The sequence below is a fragment of the Actinokineospora sp. HUAS TT18 genome (assembly GCF_051364635.1).
Classification (GTDB): domain Bacteria; phylum Actinomycetota; class Actinomycetes; order Mycobacteriales; family Pseudonocardiaceae; genus Actinokineospora.
The window spans coordinates 2,189,749-2,215,226 of the sequence record NZ_CP195645.1 but is presented as its reverse complement, the minus strand read 5'-3'; the positions used below and the strand labels follow the sequence as shown (position 1 = coordinate 2,215,226).

Here is a 25,478-nt window from a genome sequence, read left to right as displayed (position 1 = left end):
TACGCACGTTGCGTGCGGATCGGATCACGATCTCGTCGTCGAACGAACACCACGTCGATGCACTCGTCGAGCCGCATTTCGATTTCGAGGTCGTACCCGTGGTCGCTGTGCGATGACGACATCAACCACTGGCCGATGGGTCCGCAGCAGCAGTCCGCAGCTGGCTGTCGGTCTGATGGGTCGTCGTCCGTTTGGCGACGACCGCCGCGTTTCACTCCGACGAGGTGCGCGGTCGTGGCGTGCGCAGTGGCGTCGCAGCACAGGAAGTGGACAAGGTCGGGCCGCGGGGTCGGTTCACGTCCGTGCTCGTCGCGAGTTGACTCTGCTGGCCGTATCAGCGGTATTACGCCGAAGTGGTGAACGCGGCACGGTGACTGGTCCGCCAGCCCGCCGGGTCCTCGTGGACACGGTGGATCACCGACGCGGCCGCCCCGAGTGCCGCGGCGATCCCACCGAGCTGGGAGACCCGGACCTGCACCGGCTTCCAGCTCGCCGACACCACATGCTCGGCGACCGTGCGCTGCACCAGGGCGGCCAGCTTGTCGGCCTCGGCCAGGGCCGTGTAGGCGCCGCCCAGGACCACCACCGGGACGTCGAGCAGGTTCACCGCCGCGGAGACGGCGATGCCGAGTCCGGCGGCCGCCCGCTCCAGGTCGCCGCGCTCCAGTGCCTCGGTGCCCGCCACGGTCTCCAGGCAGCCGCGCGCGCCGCAGTGGCAGCGCTCGCCGCCTACCTCGACCGTGCAGTGGCCGATCTCGCCCGCCCAGCCCCGCGCGCCGGGGAACAGACCGCGGTTCACCACGATGCCCCCGCCGACCCCAGGCCCGCCCGAGACGAAGAGGAAGTCGCTGAGCACGCGGTCGGCGTCGACGTGCAGTTCGGCGAGCGCGGCGAAATCGGCGTTGTTGCCGACCGTGGGCGGCAGCACGGCGCGCGGCAGTTCGGCGGCGAGCAGCGTGCCGACCGCGGTGCCCTGCCAGCCGAGGCTCGGGGCGCGGAGCACCGTCCCGTCGCCGCGCTCGACGAGGCCGGGGATGGCGACGGCGGTCCCGGCGACCTCGATGCCGGGCAGGCCCGCCATGACCCGGTGGGCCAGCCCGGCCAGTTCGGACAGCACCGACGCCGGGGCGCGGCCGCGCACGTCGAGGCGGAGTTCGGCCTTCGCCCGGATGGCGCCCGCCAGGTCGACCACGCACACCGACAGATAGTCGACGTCGACCTCCATGCCCAGCCCCATGGGGCCTGCCGCGGCCGGGATGACGCCGATGCCGTGCCTGCCGGTGTGCGCCCGCGGCGACGGGCCGACCTCGTCGACCAGCCCGGCGTTGATCAGCGCGTCGACGAGCGCGGAGGCGGTCGCCCGGGTGATGCCTGTCGCCGCCGAGATCCCCGCTCGCGACACCGGGGTCGGCGCGTCGACGATGTGCTGGAACACCAGAGCCAGGTTCGCCTCCCGGATCGACTGCTGTCGGGCGGGGGTGGCGGCGCGGCCGGACGGCGAAGTGAGTGCCATCCCCTGACAATGCCATACCTCATTCGTACGTTTGAGCGCGTGAACAGAGTTCCGTCGCGTCAGGGGGTGGAGCGGGCGCACCTCGCGGTCTTGACAATGTCAATCTGTCAAATGAGCCATACTGATCCGCGTGAGGCGGAAGAGCGGTGATCCGGCGACGAAGGAACGGGGCGATGTGGTGGCCGGGCGCCCTGGACAAGGCGAAGCCGCGGAGTATCGACCCGGGTACTCCAAGGCCGCCGAGCGGATCATCGACCACATCGAGCGGAACGCGCTGCGGCCCGGTGACCGGCTGCCGACCGAAGCGGAGTTCGCCGCGCTCCTGGGCATCAGCCGCGGCATCGCCCGGGACGCGGTGAAGACCCTCGCCGCGGTCGGGCGGATCAGCACCGAGCGCGGCCGGGGCATCTTCGTCGCCGAGCCCTCGGTGCTCTCGCCCAAGCTGCGCGGCCATTTCGCCCCGACCAAGGTCGAGGACATCATCTCGCTGTTCGAGTTCCGTGCCGTGCAGGAGAAGGCCGCCGCCGAGTTCGCCGCCGCCCGCGCGACGCCCGCGGAACTGGTGAAGATCGAGACGGCGCTCGCGGAGTACGCCGTCCAGGTCCCGACCCGTGACCCCGCCGAGCTCGCCCGGTGCGACATCGAGTTCCACTCCTCGGTGAACCGGGCGTCACACAATCCGTTCCTCGTGGAAGCGGCGGCTTCGGTGATCGCGCTGCAGCGCGACGTCGTCGCGATCGCGTTCGGCGGCTATGCGGGCGGTCCCGTCGAACTGGCGCTGGAGGAGCACACCGCCATCTTCGCCGCGGTCCGCCGCGGTGACGCCGCGGCGGCGGGCGCCGCCGCGGTCGCGCACGTCGATCGGTCTCGCCGCGCCTTCCAGGAGGAGATCGGCAAGCTGGTCTTCCAGCCCGACGGCGGCTGACCAGGGTCCGGCACCATCGTTGGTCGGTCGCGCCGCTAGACCTTCGTCAAGGTCCACGACTGAAGTGACGTCGGCTGCAGGCCCGACGTGATGACCTTGGCGCCGCTGGTCGCCGAGCTCACCGCCACCGCCTGGGCGCTGGCGGTGATCGCCACCAGCGAGTAGCCGTTGTCGGCGGTCTGCCAGAGCGACCACCGCTGCTGGTTGTTGCCCGCCGTGCACGCGGACTGGGTGACCGGCTGCCCGCCGTTGTTCGAGGTGGACGAGATCGTGACGCACAGGCCGCTGCTGACGCTCTTCAGCACATAGGTCGAGCCGTCGGAGTTGGCGGTGACGACGAACTTCTGGTTCGCGCCGGTGGTGGGGGTCCAGGTGATGAGCTGGGTTCCGTCGGTGGTGGACGAGCCGGGTACGTCGAGGGCGAGGCCATTGGTCTTGAGCTGGTAGGTGGCGCCGGATTCGATGACCGGTGCGTACACCTCGAACTCGTAGAGCGAGTAGCCGTAGCTGGTGGCGCGGGCGGTGCCCTGCACACGGACGTAGCGGCCACGGCCGGTCAGGCCGGTCAGGTCGTCGATTCCGCCGTCGCCGGTGGTGGTGGTGTAGATCGTGGTCCAGTTGGTCTTGTCGTTGGAGATCTGGACCCGGTAGCCCTTGCCGTAGGCGGTCTCCCAGTTCAGCTTGACCCGGCTGACCGGGCGCGGGAACCCGAGGTCGACGGTGATCGACTGGTTGTCGCTGTAGCCGCTGGACCAGCGGGTGGCGTAGGTGCCGTCCACGGCGTTGGCGCCACCGAGGCCGGGGACCTCGGTGCTGGTGACGGTCACCGGCCTGCCCGCGGCCACGTTGCCCGCCTGACCGTTCGTGGGCCACCCTGGATTGTTGCCGATGGTGTTGATCAGGGTGGTGAACGCCGAGTACGGCGAGACGAGCTTGGGGGAGCCCCACGTCTTCTGGGCCAGCATGCGCAGGCCGTTCTTGATGTCGTCGGCGACACGTTCCTGCGTGGCGATGTCACGGTCGGCCCAGACGTGGATCTTCGAGCCGAGGTTCTTGGCGTCCGAGGCGTCGGCGATGGTCTGGTTGCCCTGGAAGACATCGACGTCCCAGGTGTCGTAGCCCGACGACGCCGACGGGCCGCTGGGTCCGCCGGTGCCCATCACGTAGTAGGTCGGGTTCCAGCTCTCATTGGAGACCCGGTGTCCCGCGTCGATGTGGGCCTGCGGCGACTTGCCCGCGTTCCACCAGAACTCGAGGATGATGTTGGGATTGACGGTCACCGCGGAACCGCCGCCGATGCCGTCGTTCCAGGCGCGGGTGGTCTTGCCCGCGGCGCGGACGATGTCGTTGGCCCAGTTGACGAAGCCGAGGTAGATGTCCTTGCCGACGGCGTTGGCGCCGTAGTTGTCCTTGGCGTACTGGACCAGCTGTGGGTACTTGCTGTAGTCGCTGACGTGGTACTCATCGGCCCCGATGTGGAAATACGGGCCGGGGAACAGGGCGAGGTACTCGTCGTAGAGGTCCTTGAGCAGCGTGTAGGCGCCAGGGTTGCTCAGGTCGATGGACTCCCACTGCTGCGCACCGGCGTTGTCGACCAGCCGCAGTTCGGGGTGGACGTTGAGGACCTGGCGCAGGTGGCCGGGGGCGTCGATCTCCGGCACCACGGTGATCTTGTACTTCGCCGCGAGGGCGATGATCTCCGTGATCTCCTGCTTGGTGAGGTGCTCGTAGGACACGACCTCGGGGTGTGAGGTGCTCTCGATCCGGAAGCCCTGGTTGTCGGTCAGGTGCAGGTGGAAGTAGTTCATCTTGAGGTAGGCGAGTTCTTTCACGTGGTCCTTGAGCCACTGCGGTGTGAAGTACTTGCGCCCGACGTCCACCATCAGGCCGCGTTCGGGTTTGAGTGCCCAGTCGCGCGCGGTGCCCTGCGGGATGGAGTTGTTCTGCTTGAGCAGTTGGAGGATGGTGCGGGTGCCGTAGAAGGCGCCCTTGTCGTCGCGTGCGGTGATGGTGATCTTGTCGGTGACCGAGAGCGCGTAGCCCTCGGCGCCGAGCGCGGTGTCGGTCGAGCCCAGCGTCAGGTGGATGTCGCCCGCGGCGAGGTCGGCGGTGGTGCCTGTGGCCTGCGCGGGTGCCTTGCCGGTGAGCGCCTTGATGTCGTCGGCGAAGACCTGGCTGGTCGAGGCGAGCGTGGTCGCGTGGGTGGTCGAGCGGACGATCCGGGTGGTGGCGGAGTAGGTGAACGACCCGGTGCCGCCGGTCCACTGTTGCAGCGCGGGGATTGTCTGTGGCTTGGGGTTGGGGGTGGTCTGGGCGCTTGCCGGGGTGACCGCCACCGAGAGGGTGGCGGTCAATCCGACTAGCACCGCGAGCAGGGAGCGCAAGTGCTTCATCTTTGTTCCTCAGCCAGGGGGACAGGCAGCTTGGGTTCCTAGACCTTCACGAACGTCCAGCTCTGCGACGCCGTACCCGCGTTGGTCTGCTGGGTGAGCTTGGCGCCGTTCGCCGACGACGCCGGGGTGATCGCGAGGCCGCTGGACTTGGACACGATCGAGTGGCCGGTGTTGGTCGGGACGAGCGTCCACTTCTGGTTGGCGCTGCCGGTGCACGTCCACTGGATGATGGGCGCGCCGGGGTCCTTCGACGAGCCGCTCACGTCCAGACACAGTCCGCTGTAGACGCTCTTGACCGTGTACGCGCCATCGGAACCCGCGGTGACGGCGAACTTCTGGTGCGACCCGGTGTGCGAGCTGTACAGGGTCAGCTGGGTGCCCGCCGCCGTGGACAGCGGCACGTCCATGGATTTGCCCAGCGCGTTGATCTGGTACGTCGAGCCGGACATGACCGGTGACCCGACGTAGACCTCGATCTCGAACAGCGAGAAGCCGTGCACGGTAGCGCGCGCCGTTCCCCGCATGCGGACGTAGCGACCGGAACCCGACAGCCCGGTCAGGTCGTCGACGCCGCCGTCTCCGGTGGTCGTGGTGTAGATGGTCGTCCAGTTGGTGTTGTCGTTGGAGACCTGGACCTGGTAGCCCTTGCCGTAGGCGGCTTCCCAGTGCAGCTTGACCCGGCTGACCGGGCGGGACACGCCCAGGTCGACGGTCAGCCATTCGTTGTCGGTGTGCGCGCTGGACCAGCGGGTGGAGTAGTTGCCGTCCACGGCGTTGGTGCCGGGGAAGCTGCTGGTCTCGGTGCTGGACACCGTCACCGGCTTGCCCGCGGCGAGGTTTGCCCGCGCGCTCGCGGGCCACGCCGGGTTGCGGCCGATGGTGTTGATCACCGTGGCGAAGCTCGTGTAGGGCGTGACGAGCTTGGGTGAGCCCCAAGTCTGCTGGGCCAGCATCCGCAGCCCGTTCCTGATGTCGGACGCGATTCGCTCCTCGGTGACGACGTCCGGGTTGTCGCACCAGACGTGGATCTTCGAGCCGAGGTTCTTCGACGGGTCGTTGATGGTCCTGTTGCCTTGGAACAGGTCGGGAGTCCAGGTGTCGTAGCCCCAGTCCGCCCTCGGCCCACTCGGTCCGCCCGGGTAGAGGACGTAGTACGTCGGGTCCCAGCTCTCATTGGACACCGTGTGTCCCGCGTTGATGTGATCCTGCGGAGCCTTCCCCATGTTGTACCAGTACTCGAGGATGATGTTGGGGTTGACGGTGACGGCGGCGCCTCCGCCGACGCCGTCGCTCCAGGCGCGGGTGGTCTTGCCCGCGGCCCGGATGATGTCGTTGGCCCAGTTGATGAAGCCGAGGTAGGCGTCCTTGCCGTTGGCGTTGGCGCCGTACTTGGCCCTGGCGTAGGTCTGGAGCTGGGGATAGTCGCTGTAGTCGCCGATGTGGTACTCGTCGGCGCCGATGTGGAAGTACGGGGCGGGGAACAGCGGCAGGTACTCCGCGTAGAGGTCCCGCATGAGGTCGTAGGCCGCGGGCTTGCTCACGTCCATGTACCGCTCCTGGGGCACCCCGTTCTTGTCGACCACTCGCAGATCGGGGTGGGCGTCCAGGATCGGCTCCATGTGGCCGGGCGCGTCGATCTCCGGGACGACGGTGATCTTGTACCGCGCCGCCAGCGCGATGATGTCCCTGACCTCCTGCTTGGTCAGGTGGTCGGCCGACACGACCTCCGGGTGCGAGCTGCTCTCGATCCGGAAGCCCCTGTTGTCGGACAGGTGCAGGTGGAAGTAGTTCATCTTGAGGTAGGCGAGTTCCTTCACGTGGTCCTTGAGCCACTGCACGGTGAAGTACTTGCGCCCGTTGTCGACCATGAGTCCGCGTTCGGGTTTGAGTGCCCAGTCGCGCGCGGTGCCCTGGGGGATGGAGTTGTTCTGCTTGAGCAGTTGGAGGATGGTGCGGGTGCCGTAGAAGGCGCCCTTGTCGTCGCGTGCGGTGATGGTGATCTTGTCGGTGACCGAGAGCGCGTAGCCCTCGGTGCCGAGACGGGTGTCGCTGGAGCCCAGCGCCAGGTGGATGTCACCGGCGCGCAGGTCGGCGGTGGTGCCGGTGACCTGGGGGAGCAGGGTGCCGGTCAGGGCGTGCAGGTCGTCGGCGAAGACCTGGCTGGTGGTGGCCAGCGCGGTGGCGTTCGCGGTGGCGCGGACGATCCTGGCCGACGAGCTGAACGCGTACGAGCCGGTGCCGCCGGTCCACTCCTGCAGGGCCGGGATCGTTTGGGGGCGGGGGTTCGGGGTCGTCTGCGCGAACGCGGGGTTGGACGCCACCGTGATGGTGGCGGCCAACCCGGCGGTCACGGCGCCGAGTACGAGCAGTCGCAGGGGCCTCATGTGCACCTCGTCTGAAGTGGGGCGGATACCGGACATGAGCGATAAGTGGTCTAAACCACTTGCAGTTCAGCCGGTGTCGGACCCAGTGTCAAGATGCTTTGTTCAATCGGTAACCAAAGGGTACCGCCCGCGCTGGTTCGACCTTGACCGTGACGGGCGCCGGGCCTACGCTGCCCCAAACATCAGAGGTTTAGACCAAAGTGCGGTGTTGCTGAGCGCGGCTAGTGCCTACATGTGTGCGTTTCCCGCCGGGGTGACCCACTTTGGCCGATGTAGTGGTCAGACCGTTAGGGCTTGGGTCGGTTGACGAAGGGCGAAATGATGGGACGACGAAGTCTCTTGACAGCGGTCGGGAGCGTCGCGCTCCTGTTGTCCGGTGCCGCGGTGTGGGGCTTGCACACGGCCTCCGGAGCGACGGCCGTGACCTTGTACGCCGCCCCGTCGGGCTCCGGCGGTGTGTGCTCATCGGCCGCGCCGTGTTCCCTCGGCGGGGCGCAGGCGGCCGTGCGCGCCAAGCTGGCGGAGATCCCCGACGCCGATGTGAAGGTGCTGCTCCGCGACGGGACGTACACGCTGTCGAGCACCTGGAAGTTCGGTGCCGCGGATTCCGGCACCCCCGGCCATCCTGTTGTGTGGCAGGCCGCCCCGGGCGCGCGCCCGGTAATCTCCGGCGCAACGACGGTCACCGGCTGGACCCAGGTCGGGACCACCGGGGTCTACTCGGCGCCGGTTCCGGCGGGCAGCCAGACCCGGCAGGTCTACGTCAACGGCAAGACCGCGAAGATCGCCCAGGACACCAGTGTCGCCCTGGGGTGGACCGCGTCATGGACCGGCTCGTCGTCGGGCTACACGATCAGTGGCGACGCCAAGGCCACCGCGTGGTTCGGTGCCCTGACCCCCGCCCAGGTCGCGGCGGTCGAGTTCAGCTATCCCGGCAAGAACGGGCCGTGGGCCCATTCCAGCTGTCGGGTGGAGAGCTACACCGCCGCGACGGGCCTGCTGAAGATGACGCAGCCCTGCTGGGAGAACACCACCAAGCGCGCGCCCTTCGCCCAGGCCACCGGTGGCCTGCCGTCGATGTCGACGAACACCAAGCCCACCGACGTGCGCAACGCTTACTCGCTGCTGAGCGAGGGGGAGTGGTTCCTCGACTCGGCCGCAAGCAAGCTGTTCTACAAGCCCGCCGCGGGTGAGCAGATGTCTACTTTGGACGTCAAGCTGCCGAGGCTGGAGTCGCTGCTGCAGGGCGCGGGCACGCTGTCCAACCCGCTGCACGACGTCACCTTCACCGGCCTGCAGTTCTCGTACGCCACCTGGAACCGGCCGTCCAACGCGGCGGGCTTCGCCGACATCCAGAGCAACCTCACGATGACGCTCCCCGGCGGGAACCAGGGGTGGTGCACCTTCTCCGATCCCGACGGCGTGTGCCCCTTCGGCGCGCTGTCGCAGCCCAAGGCCAACGTGGAGTTCACCGCGTCGAACAACGTCTCGCTGACCCAGAACAAGTTCGCCGCGCTCGGCGGCGCGGGCCTGAGCGTGATGTATGGGTCGAAGAACACCCTGATCCAGGGCAACGAGTTCGCCGACATCGCCTCGACCGGCATCCTGCTCGGCTGCACCTACGACCCGACGCCGACCGACCCGACGCACCACGCCGGGATCAAGCAGAACTGCACCCCGGACGCGGCCGCGGTCGCGGGTGACACCATCGGCGAGAACGAGATCCTCACCGGGACGACGATCTCGGACAACATCGTCCACGAGATCGGCAAGGAGTACACCTCCGCCTGCGGCATCACGCTGCTGTTCTCGCGCGACACCACGATCACCAACAACAATCTGTACGACCTGCCCTACACCGGCATCACCGGCGGCGTCATCCAGGGCCACGTCGACGACGCGAGCCATCCGCAGAACTCGACGAACATCAACGCCGACAACAAGATCACCAACAACGTCATCCACAATTACCTGTCGGTCCGGCACGACGGCGGCGCGGTCTACCTCGAAGGCCACCAGGCCAAATACCACTACAAGGCCGACGGCACGATCGACCCGGTCGCGACCCTGGCGCACGGCATGCTGGTGACCGGGAACGTCGCCTACAACAGCCCGCAGAGCAACTTCTCGTACTACGACGACGCGGGCGCCGAGTGGATCAAGTGGAAGGGCAATGTCGCCTTCAATGGCGGCGAGTCCTCGCAGGGTGGCTGCTCGCCGACCGGCCACATCTGGACCGAGGACAACTACTTCTCCCACCGCACCCAGTACTACCCGTGCGCCCAGCCGGTCGACACCCATGTCAGCGGGACCGTGAGCATCCCCGCCGCGCCCGGGCCCGACCACATCCCGGCCGCCATGCTGTCGGGCGGCGTGCGCGATCAGTACAACCCGTACCTGGCCATGTTGACGCCGAAGGCGTACTACAAGTCCGCGCCGACCGCCGCCAACAAGGTGCTCATCGCGGGCCAGGGCTTCACCGCGGCGACCCAGGTGTGGGTGAACAACCAGCAGGTGAGCGCGGGCAACGTCCAGCGGCTCTCCAGTGGCTTCCTCACCGCCACCGTCCCGGCGGGCACGACGGCCGACCGGATCTCCGTCACGGCGCGGGTCGACAACACCAGCCCGGCCATCGCCTACAGCGGCTTCAGCCTGTCATCGAACCGCGGCTTCGGTGACTACAACAACGACATCCAGTACGCCACGGCGAACGGGTCCACCGCGACCTACTCGTTCACCGGCACCGGGATCGACGTGTACGGCGAGAAGTACTCCGACCAAGGCGACATCGGGATCAGCGTCGACGGCGGCGCGCAGGAGATCGTGAGTACGACGGACTCGACGCGCAGGGCCAACGTCGTGGTGTTCTCCAAGAGGAACCTCGCCGCCGGGCCGCACACGATCGTCGTGACCAAGCTGTCGGGCCAGTACGCGACGCTGGACGGTTTCCTGCCGATCCTGGCCGAACCCGTCCAGTACCGGATCGACAACACGAACTCCGCGATCACCTACAGCGGCTTCGCCCCGCAGGGCAACCGCGGCTTCGGCGACCTCAACGACGACGTGCACTTCGCGAGCGCCAACGGATCCACCGCGACGTACACCTTCACCGGCACCGGGATCAAGGTGTTCGGCGAGAAGTACACCGACCAGGGAAACCTCGGGGTGACCATCGACGGTGGCACGCAACAGGTTGTGAGCACGGTGCCCGCGGACGGTGTGCGTCAGGCCAACGTCGTGGTGTTCAGCAAGACCGGGCTGTCCGCTGGTTCGCACACCATCGTCGTGACCAAGCTGTCCGGCTCATGGGCCACGCTCGACGGCTTCGAGTTCATCGACTGAGCGACACATGCGGCGGCAAAAGCGTAGTTGATCTTGACGCTGCGTTTGTTTGACGAATAGACTAACTCGGTTCCCTCGTTCGACGCTGGAAACGATGGGGCGCGGTCGCCCTCGCGCCGCGCCCCATCGGTCTGTCCAGACCAAGGGTGGCGCTGTTTCGGCGTCCCCGTGCAGGCGAGGATGACGCCGCCTCCCCTTGATCGGCCCCGTTCAGGCTACGAGCCGGACGTTACTTGCTTAGTTCGGCTATGCAACAAACAAATTTCCTCCGGACTCTTGCCTGCTCAGCTCGCGAAGCCTTAGTTTGTCGATCCAACAGACAAAGTGGTGGCCGTCACTGGGCCGGAGAACTGGAGCGACTGTGCCTACCGTCAGGAAGCCGCGACTGGGGAACGGTGCGACCGGCGCCGATCACGTGGCGCTGCGCAGGCACAACCTGGCGGTGGTCCTCGACTACCTGCGGGCCACCGAAGGCGCGTCGCGTGCCAGGGTCGCGGTGGAGACCGGTCTCAACAAGGCGACGGTCAGCAGCCTGGTCGCCGAGCTCATCGACCGCGGGCTGATCGAGGAGGCCGAGTCCGAGCGCGGGGGCATCGGCAGGCCGGGCCAGCTCCTGCGGCTCGACGGCGGCAGGCTGTGCGGCATCGGCGCGGAGATCAGCGACGACTATCTCGCGCTGATGGCGTTGGCGGTCAACGGAGATGTGCTCGCCGAGACCCGCGTGCCGCTCGACGCCGCGGCCAGGGGAGCGCGCGCCGTGCTCGACGAGTTCTGCGGCCTGCTCGGCGGCGCGCTCGTCGACCTCGCCGCCGCGGGCGTGCACATCGCCGGACTGACCGTCGCCGTGCCCGGTCTGGTGAAGGTCGAGACCGGTGTCGTGGCCGTGGCTCCCAACCTGGGCTGGCGCGACATCGCGCTGGTCGACGAGATCCGCGCCCGGCTGGGCCGGGCCGACTTCCCCATCCGGGTGGACAACGAGGCCAACCTCGCGGCGTCGGCTTGCTACGCCGAGGTGCTGGCCGGCGCGCACCCGGACGCCACGGACATCGTCTCGCTCAGCGGCGGCGTCGGGGTCGGCGGCGGCGTGGTGTCCGACGGGCGGCTGATGCGCGGCGGCCGAGGGTTCGGCGGCGAGGTCGGCCACATCCCGATCGGTCCGGCCGACCGCGTGTGCGGCTGCGGGCGGACCGGGTGCTGGGAGTCCGTCGTCGGCCTGCACAGCCTGTTCGACGCGGCCGCCGCGCCGGACGACCCGGTGCGTGACCGCTCGCTGGACCTGGTCGCCCGGCTCGGCGAACTCACCGTACGCGCTCACGCGGGCGACCCGCGCACGCTCGCCGCGCTGACCGAGGTCGGCAGGTGGCTCGGCCGCGGCGCCGCGGTGCTCATCAACATCCTCAACCCGGATGTCCTCGTGCTCGGCGGCTTCTTCGCCCCGGTGAGCCCGTGGCTGCTCCCGCTGGTCCATCGCGAACTCGACGAGCACGTGATGGCCCCGGACGCGGGTGGCTGCCAGGTCGTGGTGTCCGGCCTCGGTTTCGCCGCCGCGGTGCGCGGCGGCGCCCAGACCTCCCTGGAAGCGGTCTTCGCCGACCCGACCCTCATCGACCTGGGCCCCGCGCGGGAACTGGCCCGAGAAGGAGCAACGTCATGACCCCGCTGCTGCGGATGGACGGCATCGTCAAGGAGTTCCCCGGTGTGCGCGCGCTCGACGGCGTCGACCTGGAGGTCTTGGCAGGCGAGGTGCACTGCCTGCTCGGCCAGAACGGCGCGGGCAAGTCGACGCTGATCAAGACCCTCGCGGGCGCGAGCCAGCCGGACAGCGGCGAGATCCACTGGGACGGCCACCCGGTGTCCATCGGCGGTCCGCAGGCGGCGATGAGGCTCGGCATCACCACCATCTACCAGGAACTCGACCTGGTCGACGGGCTCACGGTTGCCGAGAACATCTTCCTCGGCCACGAGATCGCCACCGCGGGCTTCCTGCGCCGTGCCGAGGTGAACCGCCGCGCCCGCGACCTGCTCGCCCGGCTCGGCCACCCCGAGATCCGGGCGACCCGTGAGGTCGGCGAGCTGCCGCCCGCGCACCAGCAGGTCGTGAGCATGGCGCGCGCCCTGTCCCACGACACCAGGCTGCTGGTGCTGGACGAGCCGTCGGCGGTGCTGGACCAGGGCGAGGTGGAGAACCTCTTCCGGGTCATCCGCGGCCTGACCGCGCAGGGCGTCGCGGTCGTCTACATCTCCCATCGGCTCGACGAGATCCGGGCGATCGGCGACCGGGTGACCGTCCTCAAGGACGGCGCCACTGTCGCGACCGGACTGTCCGCGAAGGACACCCCGACCGCCGAGCTGATCACCCTGATGACCGGCCGCACCCTCGACCACGTCTTCCCCGACCGTGGCGAGCGGTCCGCGGCGGAGCCGGTGCTTCGGGTGCGGAACCTGGCGTGCGGGCGGCACTTCTCCGGCATCGACCTCACCGTGCGCGGGGGCGAGGTGGTCGGGCTCGCCGGTCTGGTCGGGTCGGGCCGCTCGGAGATCCTGGAGACGATCTACGGCGCCAGGGTCCCGACCGCGGGGACCGTCGAGGTGGCGGGCAAGCGGCCGCGCCCCGGGTCGGTGACCAGCGCCGTGCGCGCGGGCATGGGCCTGTGCCCGGAGGAGCGCAAGAGCCAGGGCCTGCTGCTCGACCAGTCGGTGGCCCGCAACATCACCGTGTCCACGCTGTCCCGCTTCGCCACCGCCGGGTTCCTCGACAACCGCGCCGAGCGCGCCGAGTCGCGGCGGCTGGCCGACGCGCTGGAACTGCGGCCGCGCGAGGTCACCCGCGTCGTGCGCACCCTGTCCGGCGGCAACCAGCAGAAAGTCGTCCTGGCCCGCTGGCTGCTGCGGGAGTGCCGGGTGCTGCTGCTCGACGAGCCGACCCGCGGCGTGGACGTCGGGGCGAGGCGGGAGATCTACGAGCTGATCCACCGGCTGGCCGCCGAAGGCGTAGCCGTGGTCGTCGTGTCCAGCGAGGTCGAAGAGGTACTCGGACTGGCCGACCGGGTCCTGGTGATCCGCGACGGGCGCGCGGTGCACGAGGGACCGGCCGACGAACTGACCGAATCGAAGGTCCTTGACCTTGTCATGGAAGGAAGCGCGGCATGAGCAACGCCATCGCGGAGGGTGGGCGGGTCGGCAAAGGTGCGGAGGCGGTCGAGGCCCCGCCCCACACCCCCGAACCGCGCGCGGCGCGGTCTCGGCTGCGCGAACTCGCCGGTTCGTCGGGAATGCGCAACGTGGGCCTGGTGGTGGCCTTGGTGATCCTTTGCGTCGCGGGCGTGGCCACGGCGGGCGACCGGTTCGCCAGCGTCGACAACGCGCTGACGATCCTGCGGCTCGCGGCGGTGATCGGCGTGGTCAGCGTCGGGATGACGTTCGTGATCACCGGCGGCGGCATCGACCTGTCCGTCGGTGCCATCGTCGCGCTGACCTCGGTCTGGGCGACCACCCTCGCCACCCAGGGCTACGCCCGCGAACTGGGCTGGGTCGCCATGGTGTTCACCGCGGTCGCGGTCGGCGCGGGGTGCGGGCTGGTCAACGGCCTGCTCGTCGCCTACGGCCGGATGGGCGCGTTCATCACCACGCTGGCGACCCTGGCCGCCGCGCGCGGCCTCGCCGAGATCATGTCCGACCGGCGCACCCAGATCGTCAACGTGCCCGGTTTCACCGACTTCTTCGACGGCACCGTCGTCGGCGTGCCGGTGATCGTGCTGGTCTCCGCGGTCGTCGCGCTCATCGGCTGGGTCGTGTTCACCCGGACCACGTTCGGCAGGCGCACCCTGGCCGTCGGCGGCAACCCCGAGTCCGCTCGGCTCGCGGGCATCAACGTGCGCAGGCACACCGTGTGGCTCTACGTGCTGTGCGGCGTCTGCTGCGCCATCGCCGCGATCATGCTGATCGCGCGGACCACCACCGGGAGCGCGACCCACGGCTCCCTCTACGAACTCGACGCCATCGCCGCGGTCGTCATCGGCGGCACGCTCCTCACCGGCGGCCGGGGCACCATCGGCGGCACCGTCCTGGGTGTCCTGATCTTCACCACGCTGTCCAACATCTTCACCCTCAACAACCTCTCGATCTCCGCCCAGTCCGTGGCGAAGGGAGCGGTGATCGTGGCGGCGGTGCTCATCCAGCAGCGCTTCGCCAACCGAGTCCGCACCTGACCCGAATCCCCGACTCACGAACCGTGCCCACCGCGGTCCGTCGGTCGAACACACCCTCGTCCCAGATCTGACCAGCCCGTACCAGGAGAAGTCATGTTCCAGTCGATCTCCAGCCGCCGCACCGCCGCGGCGCTCGCAGGCCTCGCGGTGTTCGCGCTGGCGTCCTGCACCAGCAACGCCCCCGCCGACACCCCGAACGCGAACGCCGCGCCGAAGGCGGCGGCGGTCGAGAACGACAAGCCGGGCAAGAAGGTCGTCATCGGCTTCTCCGCCCCGGCAGCCGACCACGGCTGGATGGCCGCGATCACCAAGGCGGCCAAGGCGGAGGCGGGCAAGTACACCGACGTCGAGCTGAAGCTCGCCGAGGGCACCAACGACGTCAGCCTCCAGATCAGCCAGGTCGAGACCTTCATCAACGACAAGGTCGACGCGATCGTGCTGCTGCCGTTCGACGGTGCCGCGCTCACCCCGGTGGCGATCAAGGCGATGAAGGCGGGTATCCCGGTCATCAACGTCGACCGCGAGTTCGACAGCCCGGCCGCCTCTCGCGCCACAGTGCTCGGCGACAACTACGGCATGGGGGTCAGCGCGGGCGAGTACATCTGCACGCAGCTCAAGGACAAGAAGGACGCCGTCGTCGCCGAGATCGCGGGCATCGACTCGCTGCCGCTGACCCAGGACCGAAGCAAGGGCTTCACCAAGGCGCTGGGGGACTGCGGCCTGAAGGTCGCCAACCGCGTCGCCGCCGAGTTCACCGTCGAGTCGGGCGAGAAGGTCACCTCGAACCTGCTGCAGGCGGCGGGCCGGATCGACGCGATCTGGAACCACGACGACGACCAGGGCGTCGGCGTCATGGCCGCGGTCAAGAACTCCGGGCGCAAGGAGTTCTTCGTCGTCGGCGGCGCGGGCTCGGCCAACGTCATGCGCGACATCAAGACCGGCACCGCACTGGTGAAGGCCACCGTGATCTACCCGTCCACCCAGGGCGCTGACGGCATCCGCATGGCCCGCCTGATCGCGCAGGAGAAGGCGTTCGGCGACCTGGTCGAGGTCGAGGTCCCGAAGCGGATCCAGCTGACCGCGCCCGTGGTCACCAAGGACAACGTCGACAAGTACCTGCCGACCGCGTTCGAGTCGTGAGGGAGAAGATCACTGTGACTGACTCACGGCCGACCCTGCGCGTCGGCATGATCGGCTACCAGTTCATGGGCTCGGCGCACTCCCATGCCTGGCGCACCGCGCCCCGGTTCTTCGACCTGCCACTCGCCCCCGAGACGAACGTTCTGTGTGGCCGCGACGCCGACCACCTCGCCACGGCGGCCACCCGCCTCGGCTGGGCGTCGACCGAGACCGACTGGCGGGCCATGATCGCCCGCGACGACGTCGACCTCGTCGACATCTGCACGCCCGGCCACACGCACGCCGAGATCGCGATCGCCGCGCTCGAGGCGGGCAAGCACGTGCTGTGCGAGAAGCCGCTGGCCAACTCGGTCGCCGAGGCCGAGGCCATGGCCGCCGCGGCGGAGGCCGCCGCGGCGAAGGGCGTTCGGTCGATGGTGGGCTTCGCCTACCGCCGGGTGCCCGCGATCGCCCTGGCCCGTGAGCTGGTCGAGGCCGGACGACTGGGTGTGATCCGGCACGTGCGGGCCCAGTACCTGCAGGACTGGATCATCGACCCGCTGGCGCCGCTGTCCTGGCGCCTGGAGAAGGACAAGGCCGGATCGGGCTCGCTCGGCGACATCGGCGCGCACCTCATCGATCTCGCCCAGCACATCACCGGCATGAACATCGCCTCGGTGGTGGGCGACATGGAGACCTTCGTCAAGGAACGCCCGCTGCCCAGTGAACACAGCGGACTGTCGGGCACGGCGGGGGAGGGCGTCGGCCCGGTCACCGTCGACGACGCCGCGACCTTCCTGGCCCGGTTCGACGGTGGCGCGATGGGCGTGTTCGAGGCGACCCGGTTCGCCACCGGCCGCAAGAACGCGATCCGCCTGGAGATCAACGGCAGCCAGGGCTCGGTGGCGTTCGACTTCGAGGACATGAACGTCCTGCACGTCTACGACGCCGAGGACGATCCCGCCGCGGGCTTCCGCCGGGTCCTGGTGACCGAGCCCGGCCATCCCTACGCCGGAGCCTGGTGGCCGCCCGGCCACGTCATCGGCTACGAGCACAGCTTCACCCACCAGGTCGTCGACCTGGTGGCCGCCATCGCAGAAGACCGCGATCCGCGGCCGTCGTTCGCCGACGGCCTGAGGGTCCAGCGCGTGCTGGCCGCGGTCGAGGCGAGCGCCGAGAGCCAGAAGTGGCAGGAGATTCCCTGATGAACAAGTACACCCCGGTCGCCGAGGACAAGTTCTCGTTCGGGCTGTGGACCGTCGGATGGCAGGGCGTCGACGTCTTCGGCGGCGCGGTGCGCCCGGCGCTGGACCCGGTCGAGGCCCTGACCAGGCTCGCCGAGCTGGGCGCCGCGGCGGTGTCGTTCCACGACGACGACCTCGTCCCCGACGACACGACTCGGCAGCACACCCTGGACCGCTTCACCAAGGGGCTCGCCGACACCGGGCTGGTCGTGGAGATGGCCACCACGAACCTGTTCAGCCACGCGGTGTTCAAGGACGGAGGGTTCACCGCCAACGACCGCGACGTCCGGCGGTACGCGCTCGCCAAGGTGCTGCGCAACGTCGACCTCGCCGCCGAACTCGGCGCGCGCACCTACGTGCTGTGGGGCGGGCGGGAGGGCGCCGAGTCGGGGGCGGCCAAGGACGTCGCCGCCGCGCTGGACCGGTACAAGGAGGCCATGGACCTGTTGTGCGGCTACGTCCGCGAGCAGGGCTACGACATCCGCTTCGCCCTGGAGCCCAAGCCGAACGAGCCGCGCGGCGACATCCTGCTGCCGACGATCGGGCACGCGCTGGCGTTCATCGGCGAACTCGACGAGCCGTCCCGGGTCGGCCTGAACCCCGAGATCGGCCACGAGGAGATGGCCGGGCTCAACTTCGCCCACGGCATCACCCAGGCGCTGTGGCACGGCAAGCTGTTCCACCTCGACCTCAACGGCCAGCACGGTCCCCGGTTCGACCAGGACCTGCGGTTCGGCGCGGGCAATCTGCGCGGGGCGTTCTGGACCGTCGACGCGATGCTGGGCTCCGGCGTGGCCCCTGCCTACGACGGCTATGTCCATTTCGACTACAAGCCGCCGCGCACCGAGGACCTCGACGGCGTGTGGGCCACCGCCGAGGCGTGCATGCGCAACTACCTGATCCTGCGGGAGAAGGTGCGCGCGTTCCGGGCCGACCCGGAGGTGGCCGAGGCCGTCGCGGCGGCGCGGGTCGCCGAGTTGGCCGTCCCGACGCTCGGCGCGGGCGAGACGCTCGCCGACCTGCGCGCCGAGTCCTTCGACCCGGACACGCTCGCCGTGCGCGGGCTGGCCTTCGAGCGGCTCGACCAGCTCGCCATGGAGCACCTGCTGGGAGTCCGAGCCTGATCGGAAGGCCCAGGTTTCGCCTGTCTGCCGGAGGAGGGGGTGCCGGCGACGTGTTCGACGACGTCCCGGCACCCGCCGGGGAATCAATGATGATCCCACCCTGCAAGGAGCTATCGGTGATTCCAACACCCCACCGGCGACGGCGGCTGTTACCGCAGCTGGCCGCGCTGTCGCTGTTCGTCGGCCTTCTCCTCCCGATCACCGCGGGCACCGCGTCCGCGCACGTGTTCAAGGTGCTCGTGTTCAGCAAGACCGCGGCCTTCCGGCACTCGTCGGTCGACGAGGGCGTCGCCGCGGTCCTGAAGTTGGGTGTGGACAACGGTTTCACCGTCGACACCACCGAGGACGCCACCAAGTTCACCGACGCGAACCTCGCGCAGTACGACGCGGTCGTGTTCATGAGCACGACCGGTGACGTCCTCGACAACACCCAGCAGGGCGCGTTCGAGCGCTACATCAAGGCCGGTGGCGGGTACGCGGGCGTGCACGCCGCGTCCGACACCGAGTACGACTGGGCGTGGTACGGCGGCCTGGTCGGCGCCTACTTCAAGGACCACCCCGCCCAGTCGTCGGCGAGGATCAAGGTCGAGGACCCGGCGCACCCGTCGACGGCGGGCATGAGCCCGGTGTGGAGCCGCTTCGACGAGTGGTACAACTTCAGGACCAACCCGCGTGACAAGGTGCATGTCCTCGCCTCCTTGGACGAGACCTCCTACTCCGGCGGGTCGATGGGTGTGGAGCACCCGATCAGCTGGTGCCAGAACTACGACGGCGGTCGTTCCTGGTACACCGGTCTCGGCCACACCGAGGCCAGCTTCACCGAGCCGCAGTTCCTGCAGCACCTGCTCGGCGGCATCAAGACCGCGGCGGGCGACGTCGAGGCCAACTGCGCGGCGTCGCAGTCGTCCAATTTCCAGAAGGTCACGCTCGACGACAACACGAGCAACCCGATGGAACTGGCCATCGCCAAGGACGGCCGGGTGTTCTACATCGACCGCAACGGCGCGGTGAAGATCATCAAGTCGGACGGCACGATTCTCACGGCGGGCACGCTGAGCGTGAACACCACCCAGGAGTTCGGCCTGCTCGGCCTCGCGCTGGACCCCGGTTTCGCCACCAACGGGTACGTGTGGCTGTACTACTCGCCCGCGGGCGCGTCGACGGAAGACCATGTCTCCCGGTTCAAGCTGAACGGTGACGTGCTGGACCTGACGAGCGAGAAGGTCGTCCTCAAGGTCCCCGTGCAGCGCGCGGAATGCTGTCACGCGGGCGGGGCACTGGAGTTCGACATGAACGGCAACCTGTTCATCGCCACTGGCGACAACACCAACCCCTTCGCGTCGTCCGGGTACACCCCGATCGACGAGGGTGCGGGGCGCGCGGCGTGGGACGCGCAGCGCACGTCGGGCAACACCAACAGCCTCAGCGGCAAGATCCTGCGGATCAAGCCCGCCGCTGACGGCACCTACACCAACCCGGCGGGCAACCTGTTCGCGCCGGGGACGGCCAAGACCCGTCCCGAGATCTACGCCATGGGCTTCCGCAACCCGTTCCGCATCGGCATCGATCCGAAGACGAACAACCTGTTCGTCGCCGACTACGGCCCCGACGCCCAGTCGGTCAGCACCACCCGCGGGCCGGACGGCCGGGTCGAGTGGAACCTGATCACCCAGGCGGGCAACTTCGGCTGGCCGTACTGCGTGGGCGCCAACACGCCGTACAACGACTACAACTTCCAGACCGCCACGGCGGGCTCGACGTTCAACTGCGCGGCGCCGACGAACAACTCGCCCAACAACACCGGATTGACGACGCTGCCCGCCGCGGTCGGCACCCCGTTCTGGATGGGCAAGACCACCAGCGGCGTGCCCGAGATCGGTGGCGCGGGGTCGCCGATGACCAGCGGCGCGTACAGGTACGACCCGGCCCTGGTGAGCGACCGCAAGTGGCCCCAGTATTGGGACGGCAAGGCCATGTTCGCCAACTGGGGCGACGGCAGGCTGTTCTCGTTCCAGCTCGACACCGCGGGCAACGCGGTGACCGACATCTCGCGGTTCATGGGCGGCACGGCCTTCGCCCGCCCGCACGCGATGCAGTTCGGTCCCGACGGCGCGCTGTACCTGATCGAATGGGGCAGCGGCTTCGGCGGAAACAACGCCGACTCCGGCGTCTACCGGATCGACTACACCGTCGGCGGCGGCGCTCCGACCGCGCGCGCGACCGCGAACAAGACCAACGGTCCGACGCCGCTAGCCGTGCAGTTCAACGGTTCGACGTCGAGCGACCCCGAGGGCCAGGCCCTGACCTACGCCTGGGACTTCACCAGCGACGGCACCACCGACAGCACCGCCGTCTCGCCCAGCTTCACCTACTCGACCGCGGGCAACTACAGCGCGAAGCTGACGGTGAGGGACCCCGGCGGCAAGACCAGCACGTCCAGCGTCGCGATCTCGGCGGGCAACTCGATGCCCACGGTCGCCGCGACGTGGCCCAAGGACGGCGGGTTCTTCGACTTCGGCGACACGATCCGCTGGGACGCCACAGCGTCCGACCCCGAGGACGGCACCGCGCCGTGCGCGAGCCTGGTGATCCAGCCGGGTCTCGGCCACGACGAGCACTCCCACGGGTACAACCAGTACAGCGGCTGCACCGGCACCTTCCCGCTGCCCGGCGACGAGGGACACATCGGCGCGGACATCTTCGGCACCGTCTCGGTGAAGTACACCGACAGGGGCGCGCCCGGTGTTGCGCCGCTGACGGCGGAGAAGGTGCTCGAACTGCACCCGCGCAAGCGGGAGGCCGAGTTCTTCGACATCACCGGCCGGGTCGCCGGATCGACCTCCGGCGGCACCCCCGGCGTGCAGACCCAGGCCACCGGGGACACCGCGGGTGGCGGCCTGAACATCGGGTGGGTCGAGCCCGGTGACTGGTTCGGCTGGAACGTGATGAACCTGACCAACATCACCAAGATCAACCTGCGGGCGGCGTCGCCGAGCGGAGCCACCTGGCAGATCCGCCACGGCGATCCGTCGACCGGCACCCTGGTGGGCACCGTGACCGTGCCCGCGACCGGTGCCTGGCAGACCTACGGCGACTACTCGGTGACCCTCACCAACCCGCCGACCGGCTCCGGCAAGCTCTACTTCGTCCAGACCGCGGGCGCGTCGAACATCAACTGGATCCAGTTCGACGGCAAGGGCATGACCGACAACCTCCGGCCGACGGCGAGCGTGACCGCGACGCCGACGACCGGGACCGCGCCGCTGGCCGTGGACTTCACCGCGTCCGGCACCGACCCTGAGGGCTCCGCCCTCACCTACACCTGGGACTTCGGCAACGGGGAAACCGGTGTGGGCGCCGCGGTCCGGCACACCTACCTCGACCCGGGCACGTACACCGCGAAGGTGACCGCCCGGGACTCCGGTGGCGCCGTCGGCACCGCGACCAAGGTGATCACGGTGGGCGCGCCCGCGACGACGACGTGCCTGTCGGGCAAGTCCGACGGGTTCACCGGCACGAGTCTGGACCACACCAGGTGGAGCCGGATCGTCCGGGAGAACCAGGACCTGTCGGTGGCCGGAGGCCACCTCCAGTTCCCGCTGACCGCCACCGACATCGCCGGGGCGGGCACCACCCCCGCGACGCCGAACATCGTCCTGCAGCCGCTCGCGTCGGGTGCGTTCACCGCCACTACGAGGGTGACCCTGCCCGCGCGCCTCGGCTACCAGCAGGCTGGTCTGATCGTCTACGGCGACGACAACAACTACCTCAAGGTGGTGTTGATGGGCACCGGTTCGACGCCGTCGAAGGCGAACCGGGTGTTCCAGTTCTCCAGCGAGACAGCCGGGACGCTGTCCTCGACGAACACCGCCGGGATGGGCGACAACTTCCCGGACACGTACTTCGTGCGGATGACCAGCACCGATGGCGTGAACGTCACCGCGTCCTACAGCGCGGACGGTGTCACGTTCACCCCGTTCGGCACGGCGAGGTCGATCTCCGGCATCGCGAACAAGTCGATCGGTGTCTTCGGCCTGGCGAACCGCGCGTCGGCGCTGCCGATCACGGCGAAGTTCGACTCCTTCACCATCACGCCGGACAGCACGGTCGGCGGGCGCGACGACGAGTTCACCGGGCCGTTCGACCAGTGCCGCTGGTCGACCATCGTCCGGCCGGACGCGTCGAAGTACCGGGTGAACGCCGGGAACCTGGAGATCGACACCAGCGGTGGTGACATCTACCAGGCCACCGCGGGCAACCCGAACAACTTCATGCTGCAGTCCATGCCCGCGGGCGACTGGACGATCCAGACGAAGGTGGACGGGTCGTCGTTCAACGAGGCATACCAGCAGGCGGGCCTCATGGTCTACAAGGACGACGCCAACTACCTCAAGCTCGACTACCTGGCCAGCAGTAGTGCCAAGACAATCGAGCTGCGCAACGAGGTCGACAACGCGATCGTGCAGCCCGCGCCGAACGGCTCGGGCATCACCCAGGGTGTCTGGCACCTCCGGCTGGTCAAGCGGGGTGACACCTACGCCGCGTCGTACTCGGTGGACGGGACGGCGTGGACGGTGCTCGGCACGGTCACCAACACCGCGGTCGCGGGTTCGAAGGTCGGGCTGTACGCCTTCGGCGGGCCGCAGGCGGCGAGCAAGACCGCCAAGTTCGACTACTACTGGACCGCCTCCCCGTAATTCAAACATTGGGTCGCCCTCCGCTGTCGGGCGGCGGTCCACAGGTCACCGTTGTCGACCGCCGCCACGGTCCCCTTAGGCGGCGGTCGACAGCGTCGAAACTTTGGAAAGGCAGTTCCATGGCGCGACCGATCACCCTGTTCACCGGCCAGTGGGCGGACCTCCCGTTCGAGGAGGTGGCCAGGCTGGCCTCCGGCTGGGGCTACGACGGGCTGGAGATCGCCTGTTGGGGCGACCACCTCGACGTGCGCCGGGCCGCGGAGGACGACTCCTATGTCCGCGATCGGCTGGACATCCTGGAGAAGTACAACCTGAAGGTGTGGGCCATCTCGACGCACCTGGTCGGCCAGGCCGTGTGCGACAAGGTGATCGACGAGCGGCACCAGGCGATCCTGCCCGCGCACGTCTGGGGTGACGGCGAGGCCGAAGGCGTGCGCACCCGGGCCGCCGAGGAAGTCAAGGTCACCGCCCGCGCGGCGAAGAACCTGGGCGTCGACACCGTCGTCGGCTTCACCGGCTCGCCGATCTGGCACATGCTCGCCATGTTCCCGCCCGTCACCCAGAAGCTGATCGACGCGGGATTCGCCGAGTTCGCCGACCGCTGGAACCCGATCCTCGACGTGTTCGACGAGGTCGGCGCGCGGTTCGCGCACGAAGTGCACCCCAGCGAGATCGCGTACGACTACTGGACGACCGAGCGCGCGCTCGACGCGATCGGTCGCCGTCCCGCGTTCGGGCTCAACTGGGACCCGTCGCACTTCGTGTGGCAGGACCTCGACCCGGTCGGGTTCCTCTGGGACTTCCGCGACCGGATCTACCACGTGGACTGCAAGGACGCGAAGAACCAGGTCGGCAACGGCCGCAACGGCAGGCTCGGCAGCCATCTGCCGTGGGCCGACCACCGGCGAGGGTGGGACTTCGTCTCCACCGGCCGCGGTGACGTGCCGTGGGGCGCTTCGTTCCGCATGCTGAACTCCATCGGCTACACCGGGCCGATCTCGGTGGAGTGGGAGGACGCGGGCATGGACCGACTGCTGGGCGCACCCGAGGCGCTGGAGTTCGTGCGCAAGCTCGCCGTCGACCCGCCCGCCGCGGCGTTCGACGCCGCCTTCAGCTCGTGACCGCCAGACGCGTGGTCGCCGGGGTGGACTCGTCCACCCAGTCGTGCAAGGTCGTGGTCTGCGACGCCGACACCGGCCAGGTGCTGGCCGAGGCGTCGGCGCCGCACCCCGACGGCACCGAGGTCGACCCCGAGCACTGGTGGGCCGCGCTGAGCCAGGCGACCAGGGGCGGTTTGCTCGACGGTGTCGAAGCGGTGGCGGTCGGCGGCCAGCAACACGGATTGGTCGCCCTCGACGAGCGGCGCGCGGTGGTGCGGCCCAGCCTGCTGTGGAACGACCTGCGCTCGGCGCCGGACACCGCCGACCTGATCGGCGAACTCGGCGCCCAGGCATGGGCGGACGCGACCGGCAGCGTGCCCGCCGCGAGCTTCACCGTCACCAAGCTGCGCTGGCTGCGTCGCCGCGAACCGGCCAACGCCGATCGCACCGCCGAGGTCATGCTCCCGCACGACTGGCTGACCTGGCGCCTCGCCGGATCACCGGCGGGGGAGTGGGCGACCGACCGCGGCGACGCGTCCGGCACCGGCTACTTCTCGCCCGCGACCGGCGAATACCGGCTCGATCTGGTCGACCGGGCGCTGGGTCACCGGCCCGCGCTGCCCAGGGTGGCCGGTCCGGCCGAGATCGTCGGCGCCACCCCCGCGGGTACCCCCCTCGCGGTGGGGACCGGCGACAACATGGCCGCCGCGCTGGGGCTCGGCGCCGGCGTCGGCGACGTCGTCGTGTCACTGGGCACCAGTGGGGTGGTGTCGGCGGTGACCGACGCACCCGTGGCCGACCCGTCGGGGGTGGTGGCCGGGTTCGCCGACGCGACCGGGGCCTTCCTGCCCCTGGTGTGCACCCTCAACGCCGCACGGGTGCTCGGGTCGACCGCCGCGCTGCTCGGTGTCGACCTCGAAGAGTTGTCCCGGCTCGCGCTGCTGGCCGAACCCGGCGCGGGCGGGGTGACGATGCTGCCCTACCTGGAAGGGGAGCGCACGCCGCCGCTGCCCGACGCCACCGGCTCGCTGTTCGGCCTGACCGGGGCGACGATGACCCCGGCCAACCTCGCGCGGGCCGCCGTGGAGGGCATGCTGTGCGGCTTGGCCGAGGGGCTGCGGACGCTGGAGTCGCTCGGCGTCAAGGCCCGCCGGATCGTCCTGATCGGTGGGGCCGCGAGGTCGCGGGCGGTCCGCGCGATCGCGCCAGGGGTGTTCGGCCTGCCGGTCTCCGTCCCCGCCCCAGCCGAGTACGTCGCCGTCGGCGCCGCCCGCCAGGCGGCGTGGGCACTCTCCGGCGACGCGACGCCGCCGTCGTGGCCGGTGGCCACCGCGCTCGAGACGGAGCCAAGCGACACCGACATCGAGCGCGGCCTGGCGATCCGCGCGCGTCACGCCGACGTGCACGCGACCGTCCACGGCTGATCTCG

At 69.3% G+C, this 25,478-nt stretch carries 14 protein-coding genes; 11 read left to right on the top strand and 3 right to left on the bottom strand.

Annotated features, from left to right (window positions below; genetic code table 11):
* Positions 1–343: 343 nt before the first annotated feature.
* The gene (locus tag ACSHT8_RS09790; protein WP_436499859.1) at positions 344–1,513 is read right to left on the bottom strand and encodes an ROK family protein; all 1,170 of its coding nucleotides are present in this window, start codon (positions 1,511–1,513) and stop codon (positions 344–346) included.
* A 130-nt stretch (positions 1,514–1,643) separates the two neighbouring features.
* Between ACSHT8_RS09790 and ACSHT8_RS09785 the strand changes: the two genes are divergently transcribed.
* A complete protein-coding gene (locus ACSHT8_RS09785; protein ID WP_436499857.1) occupies positions 1,644–2,438 on the top strand; it encodes a FadR/GntR family transcriptional regulator in 795 nt (264 codons plus the stop codon).
* A gap of 35 nt (positions 2,439–2,473) precedes the next feature.
* Here ACSHT8_RS09785 and ACSHT8_RS09780 read toward each other — a convergent pair whose 3' ends face one another.
* Together ACSHT8_RS09780 and ACSHT8_RS09775 are read right to left on the bottom strand one after the other, a co-directional pair.
* Positions 2,474–4,831 carry a family 20 glycosylhydrolase gene (locus tag ACSHT8_RS09780; RefSeq protein WP_436499855.1) on the bottom strand — a complete coding sequence of 786 codons (2,358 nt, stop codon included), beginning with the start codon at positions 4,829–4,831 and terminating at the stop codon, positions 2,474–2,476.
* A gap of 38 nt (positions 4,832–4,869) precedes the next feature.
* Positions 4,870–7,215 (bottom strand): family 20 glycosylhydrolase, encoded by a 2,346-nt coding sequence (locus ACSHT8_RS09775; protein WP_436499853.1) that lies wholly within the window; start codon positions 7,213–7,215, stop codon positions 4,870–4,872.
* Positions 7,216–7,635: 420 nt separating this feature from the next.
* Between ACSHT8_RS09775 and ACSHT8_RS09770 the strand changes: the two genes are divergently transcribed.
* The 10 genes from ACSHT8_RS09770 (at position 7,636) to xylB (ending at position 25,473) form a co-directional block, all read left to right on the top strand.
* Positions 7,636–10,557: a right-handed parallel beta-helix repeat-containing protein gene (locus tag ACSHT8_RS09770; protein ID WP_436499851.1), complete on the top strand. Its 2,922-nt coding sequence runs from the start codon at positions 7,636–7,638 to the stop codon at positions 10,555–10,557.
* Between the two features lie 361 nt (positions 10,558–10,918).
* The gene (locus ACSHT8_RS09765) at positions 10,919–12,211 is read left to right on the top strand and encodes an ROK family transcriptional regulator (protein WP_436499849.1); all 1,293 of its coding nucleotides are present in this window, start codon (positions 10,919–10,921) and stop codon (positions 12,209–12,211) included.
* Positions 12,208–13,707: a sugar ABC transporter ATP-binding protein gene (locus tag ACSHT8_RS09760; protein WP_436499847.1), complete on the top strand. Its 1,500-nt coding sequence runs from the start codon at positions 12,208–12,210 to the stop codon at positions 13,705–13,707. The genes ACSHT8_RS09765 and ACSHT8_RS09760 overlap by 4 nt, the downstream gene beginning before the upstream one ends.
* Positions 13,704–14,765, top strand: coding sequence for an ABC transporter permease (locus ACSHT8_RS09755; RefSeq protein WP_436499845.1), 1,062 nt, complete (start codon positions 13,704–13,706; stop codon positions 14,763–14,765). The genes ACSHT8_RS09760 and ACSHT8_RS09755 overlap by 4 nt, the downstream gene beginning before the upstream one ends.
* A 93-nt stretch (positions 14,766–14,858) precedes the next feature.
* Positions 14,859–15,905, top strand: coding sequence for a substrate-binding domain-containing protein (locus ACSHT8_RS09750; protein WP_436499843.1), 1,047 nt, complete (start codon positions 14,859–14,861; stop codon positions 15,903–15,905).
* Positions 15,906–15,919: 14 nt separating this feature from the next.
* Entirely contained in the window at positions 15,920–17,089 is a 1,170-nt protein-coding gene (locus ACSHT8_RS09745; protein ID WP_436499841.1) for a Gfo/Idh/MocA family protein, read from the top strand.
* Positions 17,089–18,252: a xylose isomerase gene (xylA, locus tag ACSHT8_RS09740; RefSeq protein ID WP_436499839.1), complete on the top strand. Its 1,164-nt coding sequence runs from the start codon at positions 17,089–17,091 to the stop codon at positions 18,250–18,252. The genes ACSHT8_RS09745 and xylA overlap by 1 nt, the downstream gene beginning before the upstream one ends.
* 116 nt (positions 18,253–18,368) lie before the next feature.
* Positions 18,369–22,949, top strand: coding sequence for a ThuA domain-containing protein (locus ACSHT8_RS09735; protein ID WP_436499837.1), 4,581 nt, complete (start codon positions 18,369–18,371; stop codon positions 22,947–22,949).
* Between the two features lie 119 nt (positions 22,950–23,068).
* Positions 23,069–24,070 carry a sugar phosphate isomerase/epimerase family protein gene (locus ACSHT8_RS09730; protein WP_436499835.1) on the top strand — a complete coding sequence of 334 codons (1,002 nt, stop codon included), beginning with the start codon at positions 23,069–23,071 and terminating at the stop codon, positions 24,068–24,070.
* Positions 24,067–25,473, top strand: coding sequence for a xylulokinase (xylB, locus tag ACSHT8_RS09725; protein ID WP_436499833.1), 1,407 nt, complete (start codon positions 24,067–24,069; stop codon positions 25,471–25,473). Before ACSHT8_RS09730 ends, xylB begins: the two co-directional genes overlap by 4 nt.
* The last annotated feature ends 5 nt before the right edge of the window (positions 25,474–25,478 follow it).

Excerpts from the sequence above, each read along its gene's own strand:
- ACSHT8_RS09790 (WP_436499859.1), bottom strand. The coding sequence starts at position 1,513 with ATGGCACTCACTTCGCCGTCCGGCCGCGCCGCCACCCCCGCCCGACAG.
- ACSHT8_RS09780 (WP_436499855.1), bottom strand. The coding sequence starts at position 4,831 with ATGAAGCACTTGCGCTCCCTGCTCGCGGTGCTAGTCGGATTGACCGCC.
- ACSHT8_RS09775 (WP_436499853.1), bottom strand. The coding sequence starts at position 7,215 with ATGAGGCCCCTGCGACTGCTCGTACTCGGCGCCGTGACCGCCGGGTTG.
- ACSHT8_RS09760 (WP_436499847.1), top strand. The coding sequence starts at position 12,208 with ATGACCCCGCTGCTGCGGATGGACGGCATCGTCAAGGAGTTCCCCGGT.
- ACSHT8_RS09755 (WP_436499845.1), top strand. The coding sequence starts at position 13,704 with ATGAGCAACGCCATCGCGGAGGGTGGGCGGGTCGGCAAAGGTGCGGAG.
- ACSHT8_RS09750 (WP_436499843.1), top strand. The coding sequence starts at position 14,859 with ATGTTCCAGTCGATCTCCAGCCGCCGCACCGCCGCGGCGCTCGCAGGC.
- xylA (WP_436499839.1), top strand. The coding sequence starts at position 17,089 with ATGAACAAGTACACCCCGGTCGCCGAGGACAAGTTCTCGTTCGGGCTG.
- ACSHT8_RS09730 (WP_436499835.1), top strand. The coding sequence starts at position 23,069 with ATGGCGCGACCGATCACCCTGTTCACCGGCCAGTGGGCGGACCTCCCG.